This is a genomic window from Photobacterium sp. BZF1, from assembly GCF_014349205.1.
Taxonomy (GTDB): domain Bacteria; phylum Pseudomonadota; class Gammaproteobacteria; order Enterobacterales; family Vibrionaceae; genus Photobacterium.
Genome location: NZ_JACSOF010000162.1, coordinates 1 through 14994 on the forward strand (window position 1 = coordinate 1; position 14994 = coordinate 14994).

The window sequence follows — 14994 nt, forward strand, 5'->3', positions numbered from 1 at the left end:
ATTATCAGCTATCAAGTTGATAGCACTAATGTGACACTGCACACAACTCTTCATAAGCTTGCGGTGTATCGACATCTAAATATATTTCGTCACAGTCCAGCCCCAAGTACTTCACCGGGTAACGGAAAATAATCTTCTTCATCGACGCATGGATATTGGCATTGAGCACCATATTCTTCAGACGGCAAGGGATCAACACCGGATGCCCGGGTCTTACGGCAGTACCGGGAAAGACCGTGCAGCCGCCTCTTTCGAACCATACCTCACGGAAAATATGCGGCGGAACGCAAGGCATATCACCATGGGTAATAAAGAAATAATCGCTCTCTACATGGCGGACTCCCTGCTGGATTGAACTGAACATACCTGCCTTATAATCTTCGTTGACGACTATCTTGACCCTTGGATCATCTTTATATTTTTCAATAAGTTCTGCTCCACGATAACCAACGACCAAAATTACCCGACGACAAAATGAGAGCGCATTTTCGATACTTGCATCAAGGATTGTGTACTGCTGGTAAGGTAGCATGAGTTTCCAGTCCCCCATCCTTGAAGACAGGCCCGCTGCAGGCATAACGCAATCCAAGCGTTCGGGACGTAACGATTTATCCATCACTGAACATACTCCTTTATTGATATTTATGGTGGTCGTATGGTTAATAACACACAGACACGATTAATAGAGCAAACTCCAGACCAGTTTATCCTGTCTGAGTTATACCAATACCATTTAACTGCTGAAACTAACCCATTGTTTATTACCCTGGTCGGCGGTGGGGGCAAAACATCGGCCGCTTTTTGGCTGGCAAGGAAATTTAAACAATGGGGCCACGCAGTCTGTATAACAACGACGACTAAAATGTATTTACCTGATGCCGATCAGGCTGACTATATTCTTCCCTTCGATGCCATGTACTGCAATAAAAAAGAAAACGAAAAAAATTTAAAAGTACGTAATGAAGCTTTAGCACAAGACGCTTTTTCTTTTTATGATCCGACAATCACTTTTTGCTACAAATCGTTATTAACTGACCATTTGAAAACAACCCGGCTGAAAGTATCTGGGTTATCTGAAAAGGAGATAAAAAAACTCGAAAATGACTTCCCCTTCACAGTTTTTATTATTGAAGGCGACGGTTCACGCTCACTGCCAATAAAAGCCCCTCACGGGCATGAGCCTTGCATTCCGAGTTACTCGGATATGGTGATTGGTGTCACCGGCGCAGAGGCTATCAACCATAAGGCGATACCTGAACGCATCCACCGCTGGCCGGCTTTTTCAGCCCTTACACAGTGCCAACCCGGTGATGTGATTAATGCCGACGTATTACAACCGCTGATTTCTCACCCGCTGGGGTTATTCAAATCAAGCCCAAGAACAGCGAAACAGGTGTGGCTGATAAACAAAATGGATAAAGCCAATGATACCCAAGCAGTGAGTCAGATAGCGGAAGAGGTGCTGGTGAACAGCCCACAACTCGATACGGTTTGGCTGGCAGAAATGCAGGCGGAAGCACCAATCAAGAAAGTCATTTTGAAGGAACAAGTAGCCAATGCCACTGAGGCATAGCAGCTACCTGACTTCGTCAGTACAGAGGTCATAGAACATGAATATCTTTGCCAAGGCAGCCCAACTCGAACAAGACAACGTCCCTTTTGCCCTTGCCAATATTATTGAAACCCGCGGCTCGGCCCCGCGCCATTCCGGCCAGATGATCGTCAAAGCCGATGGCAGCATCATAGGTACTGTGGGTGGCGGCATGATCGAACGGTACGTTATCGAACAAGCCTTGGAAGCCCTACAAGAAAGGAAACCCCGCGTCGTCAAAGGCAGGATGACCCGAACCGGCCCCGAAGCTATGGGCATGGACTGCGGTGGTGCTATGACAGTATTTGTCGATGTCTATGGCCTGCGTCCTAGCTTGATCCTTATCGGAGCAGGTCACGTCAACCGCGCCGTTGCCCAGGCAGCTCATGTGCTGGGCTTTGATATCTCGGTAGCCGATGCCTATGCCGACAGCCTTGCCGAAGAGCATTTCCCATTAGGCACCAAACGCCTACTCGGCGATACCATGGAAGCAGCCATCGACCAACTTGATATCAACAAAGACAGTTATGTGGTAATTGCCACCAACCACCAAGATCAAGATGCTATTTCCAAGGTCGTCGATTGCGAAACCCGCTATACCGGCCTGATGGCCAGTCGCCGCAAAGTCCAAACCCTGTTTACCCACCTGCGTCAAAGCGGGGTTGATGAAGTCAGGATCCAGAACATCCACTCCCCAATCGGTTTTAATATCGGCGCCGAAACCCCCGAAGAAATCGCCATCAGCATTATGGCTGAAATTCTCAAGGTGAAACATGAATCTGCTGGCGGCAAAATGAAAGATGACACCCGCCTTAACCAGAACAAACTGGTATTAGTCCGTGGTGCCGGGGACATGGCTACCGGAGTGGCTGTCCGCCTGTTCAATGCCGGCTACAAAGTCGTTATGACCGATATCGCCAAACCCACCATGATCCGCTGCAGCGTATCGTTCGGCCAGTGCCTGTATGGCGAACCGGTTGAAGTAGAAGGGATCACCGCCTGCAAAGCCAATAACAAAGACGAAGTGTTCGACATCATAGACCGTAACCAGATCCCGGTTGTGGTCGATGAAGATTGCAGCTACGCCAGCACATTGAAACCGACCTTCCTCGTTGATGCCATTTTGGCCAAACACAATGTCGGCACCCAGAAGGACATGGCCCCCGTCACTATTGCCCTCGGCCCCGGCTTTACTGCAGGCAAAGATTGCGATGCGGTAATCGAAACCAACCGCGGACATTACTTGGGACGGGTTATCTACCAAGGGGCAACCCAGCCGAATACTGGGGTTCCGGGCAACATTGCAGGCTATACCCACCAGCGAGTCCTGCGGGCCCCATGCGCTGGCGTTATGCACAGTCACGTAAAACTGGGGGACATTGTCGCCGAAGGTGATGTGATTGCCCACATTGGGGATAGCCCTGTGATAGCGCCTTTGGGTGGCATGGTACGTGGATTATTGAACAACGGCCTCACTGTTCGCGAAAGCTTCAAGATAGGCGATATCGACCCCCGTGGTGAAGAAGCAGATTACACCACGGTATCTGACAAGGCTCGGGCAATTGGCGGCAGTGTGCTGGAAGCCATGTTACATCTGGAGCAGCACAGAATGAGTTAACCCCAAAATCACCTCCAGCCGCTTCTAATAGGGTGATTCAGAAGCGGTTGCAGGGACAGTTACAGTCTGGCTTGAGGGATTCAAGCCAGACAAATTTACCAGCCAAGGTTACCCCCACAGCATTCGCTGCTGATGAGGTAAACCAACTGCTGGGTACTACGACAGGAAGAGATCAAATTATGAAAACTAGAGGCTATTTCCATCATTTTGTAACCTCCTTTGTGCTGATGTGCGCTGCGGCACTCACCGTCAAAGGTTTCTTCTTACCAGAACACACCGGTTTACTGCTTACCGATACCGGTATCGTCCCCGCCATGTATGTCGAGCCTATCGCTTTCGCCATCCCATTGGCGCTTGGGATCAGTGCTCTCACTGCCTACTTGGGCATCACCACCTTACTTCCTGTTGTTGTAGGCTTCGGCATCCATATTGCCCTGTCTGGGCTGGCGCTTTACCAAGGTCTGCATTTTGATTGCGGTTGTTACCTACCAGGCTCGGTACAGTCAGATGTCTACAGCACTCTAGAGCCTCAGTTTCTCATCATGCTGCTTGTTCTTCTTGTTTCAGCGGCACTTTATTACTTCAACAACTTGGCTAGCCACCGTCCCGTCACACCCGCGGTGTGATATATCGAAATAGCCTAATTTTCATAAGGATACGATCATGATACTGAAAAAAGTCGGACGCAGTTTTTGGCTTAACCTATTTATTCTTGCCAGTGCATTGTTAATCCTGCCGTTCAGTGCCAATGCCGCCCTGTTTGGTGGCAAGTTCAAAGCAGAGGTAGAAACCGAGCAGGTGGCTATCAAGCTCCATAAAGATACCCTCGCCGGTGGCTACCAGCTTGTCGATACCAACGGGGTCAAAGCACTGATCGAACAAGACAGCAACGTGATGATCATCGATGCAATGCCGTTCAAAGACAGCTACAGGAAAGAACATATCCCCAGCGCCAAACAGTTTGAGTTCCCGATCCCTGATATGCCCGAATGGGACCCAGCATTAACTGACCAGCAATCTGTCGAGGATTTCACCAAACTGCTAGGCGAAGACAAAGATAAAACCTTGGTCTTCTATTGCGGGTTCGTGAAATGTGGCCGCAGCCACAACGCAGCAGCTTGGGCGGTGAAACTTGGTTACACCAATGTCTACCGCTACCCTGGTGGTATCTTTGCGTGGAAAGGCGCGGGCTTTAAAACCTCTTCACTCTAATACCTCTCATTGTAAAACCGGTTAGCTTTGAACCTGTTCGGATTTATTTATTCGCAGTAATAACTAAAAAGGCTGAATCTTGATTGGGATTCAGCCTTTTCGTTTAAATGGAAGCTTGCCTTACTGGGTCTTCATTGCCAGACGCTTAGCCGCCGCACTATGGCGCGCTATCAGATCATCTAGATCAACACCCAGAACCCGGCCATCCAATACCCGCCACTTTCCAGCGACCATCACTCTATCAGCCTGCTGGGCACCACAAAGCAACAAAGCGGCTAATGGATCATGGCTACCAGAAAAACGGATATCATCAAGTTTGAACATCGCGATATCGGCTTGCATCCCCTCCTCTATTTTACCTAAATCATTGCGCCCCATCGCAGCCGCCGAACCTGCGGTTGCCCAGCGCAAGGCATCGAAGTGTGTCACCTCAGCTGAGCCATAACGTAAGCGCTGCAGGTACATCGCCATACGTACTTCGGCAATCATATTGCAACCGTCATTAGAGGCCGAACCATCGACACCGAGGCCGACTTTGGCACCTGACGCTTCCAGCTCTTTGTTACGGCAAATTCCCGATGCCAGCATCATATTCGATGTCGGGCAGTGGCAGATCCCCACCTGTGCCTGCCCGAGGCGGCGCACCTCCTCGTCGTTAAAGTGGATGCCGTGGGCCAGCCATGTACGCTCATGGAGCCAGCCAACCTCCTCGAGGTAATCCACCGGCCGGTAACCGAACCGCTCGAGGCAAAACTGCTCTTCATCCTTGGTTTCACACAAATGGGTATGTAGCATCACTCCATGCTGGCGGGCTATCTGCGCCGTCTCTTTCATCAGTTCGGTTGTCACCGAGAAGGGCGAGCAAGGAGCCAGTGCAATCTGCACCATGGCACCATCATCCGCTTGATGATACTCACGAATTAAACGCAGGCTATCGTCGATGATGGCTTCTTCCGACTGGATAGTATGCTGTGGCGGCAACCCACCCTGTTCTTCACCCAGGCTCATCGAACCACGGGTAAATATCGCCCTTACGCCCAACTTCCGGGCCGCTTCAACCTGAATGTCGATGGCGTTTTCTAACCCGAGTGGTAATAGGTAGTGGTGGTCTGATGCGGTAGTACAACCTGACATCATCATCTCGACCAGTGCCACCTCGGTGGCTACCTGCATCATCTCTTCATCCAATCCCGCCCAGACCGGATAAAGGCTTTTCAGCCAGTGGAACAGCTCTTTGTTGAGGGCACCGGGATAGGCACGGGTCAAGGTTTGGTAGAAGTGGTGGTGGGCATTGATAAGCCCTGGGGTGACGACATGCCGACTGGCATCGACGGTGACATCTATTGGTACGGAAGGCAGTTGTCCCTGTGACAGGGTTTCAATGATGCGGTTACCCTTGATAACCAGCCCGCCTTGGGCATTTTTCGTATTGGCTGTGAAAATAGCCAGAGGATCTTTAATCCACGTTGTTTCCATCCATAATTTTCCTTAGCCTTCGCAACCATTTCAGGGGAGAAGGACTTTGTTTGGGTTGCTTTTGAACACAAAACGCATTTTTGAAAATCATCTCTATATTACCGCCAGCATCCTTGCAAAGACGTTACCAACTCCACGAAAACGCTTCTAAGCCATTGATAAAAAATACCCGCAAGATATCAAACTTACCTAACGCAACTCTCATTACCATATTGAGACTATCAATATGATACTCTTAGCAAATAGATGAAAATAAGTCTTATTTATCAACACTATAATGAATTTTGATTTTTGATGCTCCTCTCAGCGAGCAACAAACTGCTCACTAACACGACAAACTTTCCCCCTTGAGTTCACACTTTTGCCTGACAAATCAAACTACCGCTTTGTTGTGGCCTGATTAATGCCTTTATAGCTGGGTCGAAGTCACTATGAAATATCGCTAACTCACTATCAATTTCGCGTAATTTCCTAGTTTGTCATCCTCGATGCAGCAATTTATTTAGCACATTGTTTGTCATTGGTAGATCGTCGTCGCCAATGTAAGAGGGAGTGTTTAATGACGCGTTTCAATCACGTAGGCCACAGCCTACCCCGCGTAGACGGCCAAGCCAAAGTCACTGGTACGGCCATATATGGAGATGATATTACAATGCCCGGCATGCTGTATGGTGTGTGTCGCTATACCGATATCCCGGCGGGCAAAATCCTTGGCATAGACACATCTGAAGCTGACGCCATCGAAGGCGTAGTACGGATAGCCACTTTCAAAGATATCCCCGGTGATCCTACAACAGGGGTTATCATTCGCGATTACCATCCAATTTGTAATGATCAGGTTCGCTACAGCGGCGATGTTGTCGCTATCGTTGCTGCTGAAAGTTATGAAGCTGCTTGTCTGGCGGCCGATAAGATCAAAATCGATTACCAGCCCTTTGCTGCTATCGGCAACGTGCATGACGCACTCGCCGACGGCGCTCGCCTGATCCACCCCGAAACCGGTTCCAATGTGGTCAACCGCCACCATACCGAAAAGGGGAACGCCGAGTCCGCCATTGCCAATGCCGATATCGTCCTTGAGCATACCTATCAGGTCGGCTTCCAGGAGCATGCTTATATTGAACCTGAATCTGTTACCGCCTATATAGACCCCACCTCGCGTGATTTGGTCGTGACCGGCTCTATCCAGAACCCGCACCGGGTCAGAGGCTTTGTCGCCAGTTTTATGGGCATTGATCAGGCTAAGGTCAATGTGAAACGGGCTGTAATGGGCGGCTCTTTCGGCGGCAAGGATGACGGTGTTGATCACCTTTCTTGCCGTGCCGCGCTGCTCGCTTCTATCACCGGTCGGCCGGTGAAGTTTTCCTATACCCGCGAGCAGTCAATCATCGAAAGTACCAAGCGCCACCCCTACCACATGAATTACAAAGTCGGGGTCAGCAAAGACGGCAAGATCCAAGGGATGAAGGTCGATATCCTGGCTGATGCTGGGGCCTATGCCGCCTGTACGCCTTTCGTCACGTGGCGTTCGGTGGTTCAGGCAGCCGGCCCCTATGATATCGAGCACGTTCGCGTCGATATCAAAGGCGTTTACACCAATAACAGTATGTCCGGTGCGATGCGGGGGTTCGGCTCGCCACAAATCATCTTTGCCAATGAATCCTTGATGGATGAGATAGCCAAAGCCTGCGAGCTTGATCCCGTTCAGGTCAGGGAGCGAAACGCGCTGCGCCAAGGCAGTCGGAGTATTACCAATCAGGTCTTTGATAACCACAACGTCTCGGCGATTGAAGTCCTCGACAAAGCGACCCAGCGCAGTGAATTCCGGGCCAAGCGCGAGCATTATGCGCAGTTGAATAACCAGCCGGGCCATATCAAATACGGCATCGGACTGGCGCTTAGCTATCGCGGATGTTCAATGGGGGCCGAAGGGGTCGATACGTCCAGTGCCTTGGTAACTGTCAATAGCGACGGCAGTGTCAACGTCTCGACAGGTGTGTGTGAAAACGGTCAGGGGCTACAAACGACCATGGCAACCATCGCCGCCGAAGTGTTGGGCTTACCTGTCACCAAGGTGACCTTTGTCGAACCACCGACGTCTTTGATTGCCGATGGCGGCCCGACTGTGGCGTCAAGGGCGACCGTTACCGGTGGTAACGCGGTGAAAGACGGTGCCGAGCAGATCAAACAGCGTATTTTCGAAGTGGTCAAAGAGCAACTCTGTGCCACCAGCATTGATGATACCTTGTGGGCCCATGGTGAAATCTGCAACCGCCACGCGCCGGACAAGTCCATCAGCTTTGCCGAAGCGGCCAATGCAACCAAATGGGCTGGGGTTAATTTAGCGGCCTATGGATGGTTCGACCAACCGGCAATCCATTGGGATGAGGAAAAAGGTACCGGCTCACCTTATTTCACTTGGGTTTACGGTTGCCAAATCGTCGATCTGAAAGTCGATACCAGCACTGGTAAAATCGACTTGCTCGATGTGACCGCCGTCCACGATGTCGGTCAGGTTATCAACCAAATCGGTTATGAAGGACAAGTCGCCGGCGGTATCGCCCAGGGGGTTGGCCTTGGCATGCTGGAAGACTACAACATCGAACACGGCCACGTGAAATCGGAAAACCTCGATAGCTACTTATTGCCAACTATCAAGGATATTCCTTCGCTTTCTATCCATGCGGTGGAAAATGTCGACAACGGTGGGCCTTTTGGTGCCAAGAGTATCGGTGAGCCGGCAGCCGAACTTGCCGCCGCGGCGATAACCAATGCGGTCGCCTTTGCCACGGGCACACGCCATCGCCAATTACCGCTCACCCTTGAGCAGGTCGTACTGGGTTATAACCTCAAAAAGCCTGCCCGCCAGAGCGAATTGCTCCATGCGTCTGCCGAAAAAAAACAAACCCATCGGCTTAACGGGTTCACGGTGAAAAACCCAGAGTCACTGGCTGCGGCACTCGAAATGCTTGCTGACGGCAAGGCCATGCCTTTGGCCGGTGGCACCGACGTGATAGTCCAGGGTCGATTGCAGAACGAACCACGTAGCTTGGTGAACATTGCCAAATTACCGGAACTATGCCAGATCGAACGCTGCGGTAGTGAGTGGCATATCGGCTCAGGAGTGTGTTTCAACCACCTCACCGAACATGCCGACATCAAACAGCTCTACCCTTTGCTTGCTGAGGCATGCCATACCATAGGCTCGCACCAGATCCGCAACCGGGCTACCGTCGGCGGCAATATCGTCAATGCCGCACCCTGTGCTGATTCCGTTCCACCATTGGTGATCTATGACGCCAGAGTGGTTCTGCAAAACAAAGCCCAGACAAGGGAGCTTCCGATAAGCGATTTCATCACGGGAGGCTACCGGACCGAACTACAACCGGGCGAGTTGCTAACCAAGGTGATCCTTCCAATCCCCAGCTCGGCTAAGCACAATCCTTCCGGGCGTATCCAACAATACCGCCAGCTCGGCAGACGTAATGCACTCAACATTACCCGCCTGAGCCTAAGCTGCCTGATGGAGCGTGATGACAACGGGGTGATCACTACTTGCCGCCTTGTCGATGGCGCCCTGTTTAGCAAACCGCAACAGCTATTTCCGGTTGAGCAAATCCTGCTCAGTCACCCTCTTAACAGCGAGAACATCGAAAGTGCTTGCCAAGTGCTTGAAGCGATGATCGATAAGGCGATAGGCGGCCGCTGGTCTGCCGCCTACAAGCAACCGGTCTATCTCAATATGTTCCGCGATCTCATGAACGATATTCGATATCAGCAATCCCATCAGCCACTACAAGGAGAAGTGCAATGAGTCTGCTTGCTGAAAACCTGATCCCATTGTCACTCTCGGTTAACGGCCGCTCCTACCAGTTGTCTGTCACAGGCAATACCCGTTTGCTTGACTTGCTGCGGCAAGATCTCGGGCTGACGGGGACCAAGGAAGGCTGTGCCGTTGGCGAATGTGGCGCCTGTACTGTTGTGATGGATGACGAAGCGGTTTGCTCGTGCATGATCCTGGCCGCCCAATGCCAAGACAGACAAATCGTGACCATCGAAGGGTTAAAGGACGATCCGTTAGCCCAGCAACTGCAGCAATCCTTTATCAAGCGTGGTGGTGTGCAATGTGGCTTTTGCACACCCGGCGTCCTGATGAGTACCTGGGCCTTGCTGAAGAAGTACCATCGCCCAAGCCAACAGCAGGTGTTAGATGCCCTTGAAGGCAACCTATGCCGCTGTACGGGCTATCAACCCATCCTGAATGCCATCAATGCTGTTATTGAAGACATCACCCCGTAAGTCTTTCTCCCCTGCCTAACCTGCAGGGGAGCTTTTTTATCCAAGATTACATGCTGTTGTACATAAGGATTGAACAATGCAGTTACTCTACCAAGTCAATGAACAGCCCCCCAAGGGGGTGACCTTTTTCCTCGCCCTGCAACATATGCTCGCCTCCATTGGGGGCATCGTCGCCGTCCCCTTGATAGTCGGCGGTGCAATTGGCCTGCCCGAACCGGACATCGTTACCCTGATCAGCGCTGCACTATTTGTCTCCGGCCTCGCCACTATTGTCCAGTGCCTCGGCTTCGGCCCGGTGGGTATTAGGCTACCCGTGGTAATGGGGGCAAGCTTTGCTTTCCTCGGCCCTTTGATTGCTATCGGCCAGACCGGTGGGATGTCGACGATACTCGGTGCCGCCTTCGTCGGTTCGTTCTTTGTTGTCCTCGCCAGCTTCTACATGGATCAAATCCGCAAACTCTTTCCCAACCTTGTCAGTGGCGTGGTGGTCACCCTTATCGGCCTGACTATCTTGCCGGTAGCGATGAATTGGATCGGTGATGCCCCGGCAGGCGACCCGAGTTTTGCTTCCTTGCCCAAGGTGTTCCTTGCTGCAGCATCGCTCGCTGTAGTTATCGGCGTCTCGGTATTCTGCAAAGGTGCCATCGCCGCTTCGGCTATCGTTATCGGTTTGGCCGCCGGTTACATCATGGCTATCCCGCTTGGTATGGTCGACTTAACCCAACTGTATGAAGCCAATTGGGTTGCCGCACCAGAGCCCTTCAAATATGGCATGACTTTCTCGATCCCTGCCATTATCAGCATGACCTTGGTCTATCTGGTGGTAGTCGCTGAAGCAACCGGGGATTTCATGGCGCTGGGCAGTAACTGCCACGTCGAGGTATCAGGGAAAGATCTCAAACGCGGATTGCTCGGCGATGGCCTTGGCAGCACCTTTGGCGCCATGTTTTCAGCCATGCCGGTCGCCAGCTTTAGCCAAAATGTTGGGATTGTAGGAATAAGTGGTGTTGCGAGCCGTTATGTGGTTGCGCTGACAGGCTGTTTGCTCGTGGCCGGGGGACTATTCCCGAAACTGGCTGCACTGGCCGTTACCGTACCTAAGCCCGTGCTTGGTGGGGTTGGTTTCGTCATGTTCGGCATGATTGCCTATGCGGGGATTCGGATGCTGCTTAAAGCGGCCGACTCACGGCGAAATGCCCTAGTGGTTTGTGTCGGCCTTGCGTCAGGCATGGCCGTGACCCTTGAGCCCAACTTGCTCCAGCACTTCCCCGATTCACTAAAAACGGTGTTCCACTCAGGGATCACCACCGGCACCCTCGCAACAATCGTGCTAAACCAGTTACTGCCAAAAAGTAAAAAAAGCACCGACGATGCGAAAGTGACAGCCAAAAGTATATTGATTAAACCCGATAAGCGTGCCGCACAGCTCGTGGCTGCAAAAGCCCGCCGCGCCGAGCAACTTGCAGCATCGAAATAACTGACTTCCTATTGTTGACGTTATATCAATCATTAAAACAGGCTCCCACAGGTATCTCTGGGAGCCTTTCTTCAAAACACTCAAATCACTCAATATGAAATAAAGCGCACTATTTCGTCTATTGAAAACATCCTGTCATAAAGCCTACCTACAATCCCCATGCTTCTTAAGCCAAGTGGTCTGAATCACTCGGAAAAAATAAAACATTTAATCAACTCGATAAGCAAGATATGAAAAGTTCAGCAGATGTATTAAAAATGGCTATCACTGCGGTTTACCAAGCATTTCCCAACTTAAGTTACCGACCAAGGCCTGATGACGTAAAGCTCTTGGCAGCCTACATGAAGAGTCAGGATACTAATTACCCCGGTTTTCTAGATACGTTACTGGAGGTGGAGAATGGACATATCGAACTGGCTTTAACCAAATACCACAGCATCAATAAAACGAACAACAACAAAAAAACTAAAGCCTCACCAACGCTCGACCGTTGTAATGTCAGTTTCTAGGAAATAATGCTCTAACTTGGGAACAGTAAACGTCAGGATCTTACCTTCCTTCTCGGTTCCCGGTCTAAAGTAAGTCTCTGGCATTCTCTTTATCGATGTCCAAACAACATGGTTATCGCGTTTGAGCACTTCACCACTGTCGTTGCGCAAAATTGTAGCGACTTCAACGAGGATCACCGAATCTGTACCCTCGTTTCGCAGTGATACAGGAATCGTCAGCCGCCCATCCTGATAACTGGCAGACTGAGCAACCATAACGACACCACTGCGTTGGTATTCACCGACTAACCGTCCGGTATCGGGTGCGACCAGGTCACCTTTGGCTGACGAGGCCATTTTAACTTGGGGATTAGCCGCCCCAGAGGAAGGAACAGTAGGTGCCGTTGCTTTACCTGAAGTGATCGCTGTCCCCGTTACCACCGCAGCTCCGGTCGCAGTGCCTTTCGCAACGTTCCCGGCGCTTGGGATTGTTGCTGCAGATGGTTGGTCCGGTGAACTGCTTTCTATTTGAGGTGTGACAAAACGCCAGGTATTGTCCTCCAGCAGAATCACTTCCCGGCCATCGGGCAACGTCGCTATCATAGATCCGGCTTGCACAAACTGGATGAAGCCGAACAATAAACTGGCTATCGCCACCTTGATAAAAATTTGCCAATTAATGCGCATAAACCTGTCCCCTACGTGTTCTTCCACTGCCTTGTTAGTTATTTCTTTTCATTTTTTAATGTGCTTATTGTTTGCCAGCTTGGCATTCAAACTTACTGTCGAACCATTGAATGGTTATTTCACCCTGGTGCTCACTATATTCCACGTTCTGTCCTAGGTATTTGATACCACTCGCCATTGGTTCTGCCAAGGCAATCACTTGGTCATTACCTTGGGTCAACACCAAGCTTGCCGGGTCAGTCTGGTTGTAGAAAACTGCAGTAAAAGGCTCGCTGGTATCTCCACAATCCAGTGAAATACTTTTGGGTACCTCGAGTTGCCCACTGATAATTTGCAACTCGACAATCCGGCTTTTATAGGAAAACTCGGTACAGTTGCCGACATCATCAGCTTTCCAGCAATCATTTCGCCCTTTGATCCAACCGCGCTGCATAGCCTTTTGCAACTTGACGTCTTCGGCAGGTAGTTGCTCCATCGCCTTATCAAAAACTTGCTGCATTTGCCTATCCAAAGCGGCCAAGCCATCATCTTGGCAAATAAGCGTTTCCACCTCGCCATCAGCGTTGGCGCAATCAAAAGCAGGTTCTGACGCCAAACTATGACCTACCGGTACAGCAGAAGCTAACAGGACCAAAGCCCCCTTCTTCCAATACAATTTGTTCACGAAGCCTCCAGGTTGCAAGCATTTAACCACAAGCATCACTTTATTATTAACTCACCAGCCCCGCTATGTTTTTTCATCTTTGAGCCTGAAACCTAAAAGAGCTCAAGAAATATCAACAACACTAATTAACATTAATTATCAATAAGGTACCTTGTCGCAATTTTGCAAACCCCTACTATGGGTGCGAGCTCAGCACCATTTCCTTTCAACGCCAATAAGTAAAAACCCAAGGAAAATATTAAAATGGAAAAAAAGCACTACAACCCAGTCACTATATTTATACACTGGCTAACACTCTGTGTGATCGTCGCGGTTTTTGCTTCGATAGAAATAGCAATAACCTATGAGCGCGGCTCAGAGACCCGCGAACTGTTCAGCAACATGCACTTTTACCTAGGCGCTACACTCTTTGTCATTACCCTTTTCCGCCTGGTAGTAAAATTGACCAGCCACAAACCTGCAATTAATCCGACGCCAAGCAAAATGCAAAACAGGATTACCCAGATTGTCCATATCGCCCTGTATGCGTTGATGTTGCTTATTCCTATTGCAGGTCTGGCTTTGTTGAACAGTACAGGAAAGCCTTTGATTGTCTTCGGTCAGGCACTGCCGACGCTTGTCGAAACAAACCGAGCCCTCACTGCAACAATCAGGGAGCGTCATGCATTGCTTGGCTTTACCCTACTGACCTTGATCGCAATACATACTGCCGCGGCCCTGTTCCACCATTTCATCATCAAGGACAACACCCTGAGCCGCATGATGCCGCGCGCTAAAACGAAATCGGCCCAGCCAAAGGCTGAGCCGACAGTCGATTAATCTCAGAAAAAACGAAAGTATAATAAAAACGTCACCTGGCTAGGCGACAGGCCTCACAACAGTGAGGCCACTTCCTATTATTCCAGCAGTATTGAACACTACTACCAACCAAGTAATACCCTATCAACCAAGTAATACCGGTGAAAGCCCCGTACTCTGGCTGCTTGCCAGCAACAATCCAAGCAATATCAATACAATACCACCTAGCAATTGCAAGCTGTATCCGGCCAGTAGGATGCCGATCTGTGGTTGTGATTGACCTTGTTCGCTATTTCCTTGCTGTAAGTAGCGATGGACAATACGCTTGCCCGATAGCGTCAACAGAGCCAGAGCAGAGGTTGTCAGCGCCGTGCCCAAAGACATCACAAGAGCACTGACTACGCCCATCCAGTAAAGACCAACCATGTTGGCAAACAGCAATACCATAATGGCACCGGTACATGGACGCAGACCAATACTCATGATCACCCCAACGTACTCACGCAAGGTCTTGGCATTATCGACCTCTTCCGGTGAAGCGATATGGCGGTGCCCACAACCGCACTCAGCACCATGGTGATGATGGTGGTGGTCATGGTGGTCATGGTGGTCATGGTGGTCATGGTGGTCATGGTGGTCATGGTGGTCATGGTGGTCATGGTGGTCATGGTGGTCATGGTGGTC

The 14994-nt window shown here is 50.5% G+C and carries 13 protein-coding genes; 8 read left to right on the plus strand and 5 right to left on the minus strand.

Annotated elements, in window-relative coordinates:
• Positions 1–25: 25 nt before the first annotated feature.
• The gene (mocA, locus tag BIZ37_RS25505; RefSeq protein ID WP_187463904.1) at positions 26–616 is read right to left on the minus strand and encodes a molybdenum cofactor cytidylyltransferase; all 591 of its coding nucleotides are present in this window, start codon (positions 614–616) and stop codon (positions 26–28) included.
• Positions 617–655: 39 nt separating this feature from the next.
• Here mocA and yqeC point away from each other — a divergent pair, with 39 nt between their 5' ends.
• From yqeC to BIZ37_RS25525, 4 genes are all read left to right on the plus strand, one after another.
• The gene (gene yqeC / locus BIZ37_RS25510; protein ID WP_187463905.1) at positions 656–1573 is read left to right on the plus strand and encodes a selenium cofactor biosynthesis protein YqeC; all 918 of its coding nucleotides are present in this window, start codon (positions 656–658) and stop codon (positions 1571–1573) included.
• Positions 1574–1610: 37 nt separating this feature from the next.
• Positions 1611–3209: a selenium-dependent molybdenum cofactor biosynthesis protein YqeB gene (gene yqeB, locus BIZ37_RS25515; RefSeq protein ID WP_187463906.1), complete on the plus strand. Its 1599-nt coding sequence runs from the start codon at positions 1611–1613 to the stop codon at positions 3207–3209.
• Between the two features lie 179 nt (positions 3210–3388).
• The gene (locus BIZ37_RS25520) at positions 3389–3835 is read left to right on the plus strand and encodes a MauE/DoxX family redox-associated membrane protein (protein ID WP_107299794.1); all 447 of its coding nucleotides are present in this window, start codon (positions 3389–3391) and stop codon (positions 3833–3835) included.
• A gap of 37 nt (positions 3836–3872) precedes the next feature.
• Complete coding sequence (locus tag BIZ37_RS25525) at positions 3873–4421, plus strand: rhodanese-like domain-containing protein (RefSeq protein WP_187463907.1); 549 nt, start codon at positions 3873–3875, stop codon at positions 4419–4421.
• Positions 4422–4541: 120 nt separating this feature from the next.
• Here the strand turns inward: BIZ37_RS25525 and BIZ37_RS25530 are convergent, their stop codons facing one another.
• Entirely contained in the window at positions 4542–5897 is a 1356-nt protein-coding gene (locus BIZ37_RS25530; RefSeq protein WP_187463908.1) for an 8-oxoguanine deaminase, read from the minus strand.
• Positions 5898–6456: 559 nt separating this feature from the next.
• On the opposite strand from BIZ37_RS25530, the gene BIZ37_RS25535 reads away from it, so the two are divergent.
• The 3 genes from BIZ37_RS25535 (at position 6457) to BIZ37_RS25545 (ending at position 11673) form a co-directional block, all read left to right on the plus strand.
• Positions 6457–9711, plus strand: coding sequence for a molybdopterin cofactor-binding domain-containing protein (locus BIZ37_RS25535; RefSeq protein WP_187463909.1), 3255 nt, complete (start codon positions 6457–6459; stop codon positions 9709–9711).
• Entirely contained in the window at positions 9708–10196 is a 489-nt protein-coding gene (locus BIZ37_RS25540; protein ID WP_107299791.1) for a (2Fe-2S)-binding protein, read from the plus strand. Before BIZ37_RS25535 ends, BIZ37_RS25540 begins: the two co-directional genes overlap by 4 nt.
• A gap of 76 nt (positions 10197–10272) precedes the next feature.
• Positions 10273–11673 (plus strand): nucleobase:cation symporter-2 family protein, encoded by a 1401-nt coding sequence (locus BIZ37_RS25545; RefSeq protein WP_187463910.1) that lies wholly within the window; start codon positions 10273–10275, stop codon positions 11671–11673.
• Between the two features lie 473 nt (positions 11674–12146).
• Here the strand turns inward: BIZ37_RS25545 and BIZ37_RS25550 are convergent, their stop codons facing one another.
• Both BIZ37_RS25550 and BIZ37_RS25555 read right to left on the minus strand, forming a co-directional pair.
• On the minus strand, positions 12147–12848 hold the full coding sequence (locus tag BIZ37_RS25550) for a DUF3157 family protein (protein WP_187463911.1): 702 nt from the start codon (positions 12846–12848) through the stop codon (positions 12147–12149).
• A gap of 64 nt (positions 12849–12912) precedes the next feature.
• Entirely contained in the window at positions 12913–13512 is a 600-nt protein-coding gene (locus BIZ37_RS25555; RefSeq protein WP_187463912.1) for an MliC family protein, read from the minus strand.
• 243 nt (positions 13513–13755) lie between these two features.
• Here BIZ37_RS25555 and BIZ37_RS25560 point away from each other — a divergent pair, with 243 nt between their 5' ends.
• Positions 13756–14331 carry a cytochrome b gene (locus tag BIZ37_RS25560; protein ID WP_187463913.1) on the plus strand — a complete coding sequence of 192 codons (576 nt, stop codon included), beginning with the start codon at positions 13756–13758 and terminating at the stop codon, positions 14329–14331.
• A 123-nt stretch (positions 14332–14454) separates the two neighbouring features.
• On the opposite strand, the gene BIZ37_RS25565 is transcribed toward BIZ37_RS25560, so the two are convergent.
• Positions 14455–14994: nickel/cobalt transporter (locus tag BIZ37_RS25565; protein WP_370577749.1), on the minus strand; the 540-nt coding region annotated here is incomplete at its 5' end.

Coding starts and splice junctions, on each gene's coding strand:
- BIZ37_RS25525 (WP_187463907.1), top strand. CDS start 3,873: ATGATACTGAAAAAAGTCGGACGCAGTTTTTGGCTTAACCTATTTATT.
- BIZ37_RS25550 (WP_187463911.1), bottom strand. CDS start 12,848: ATGCGCATTAATTGGCAAATTTTTATCAAGGTGGCGATAGCCAGTTTA.
- mocA (WP_187463904.1), bottom strand. CDS start 616: ATGGATAAATCGTTACGTCCCGAACGCTTGGATTGCGTTATGCCTGCA.
- yqeB (WP_187463906.1), top strand. CDS start 1,611: ATGAATATCTTTGCCAAGGCAGCCCAACTCGAACAAGACAACGTCCCT.
- BIZ37_RS25560 (WP_187463913.1), top strand. CDS start 13,756: ATGGAAAAAAAGCACTACAACCCAGTCACTATATTTATACACTGGCTA.
- yqeC (WP_187463905.1), top strand. CDS start 656: ATGGTTAATAACACACAGACACGATTAATAGAGCAAACTCCAGACCAG.
- BIZ37_RS25545 (WP_187463910.1), top strand. CDS start 10,273: ATGCAGTTACTCTACCAAGTCAATGAACAGCCCCCCAAGGGGGTGACC.
- BIZ37_RS25535 (WP_187463909.1), top strand. CDS start 6,457: ATGACGCGTTTCAATCACGTAGGCCACAGCCTACCCCGCGTAGACGGC.
- BIZ37_RS25540 (WP_107299791.1), top strand. CDS start 9,708: ATGAGTCTGCTTGCTGAAAACCTGATCCCATTGTCACTCTCGGTTAAC.
- BIZ37_RS25530 (WP_187463908.1), bottom strand. CDS start 5,897: ATGGAAACAACGTGGATTAAAGATCCTCTGGCTATTTTCACAGCCAAT.
- BIZ37_RS25520 (WP_107299794.1), top strand. CDS start 3,389: ATGAAAACTAGAGGCTATTTCCATCATTTTGTAACCTCCTTTGTGCTG.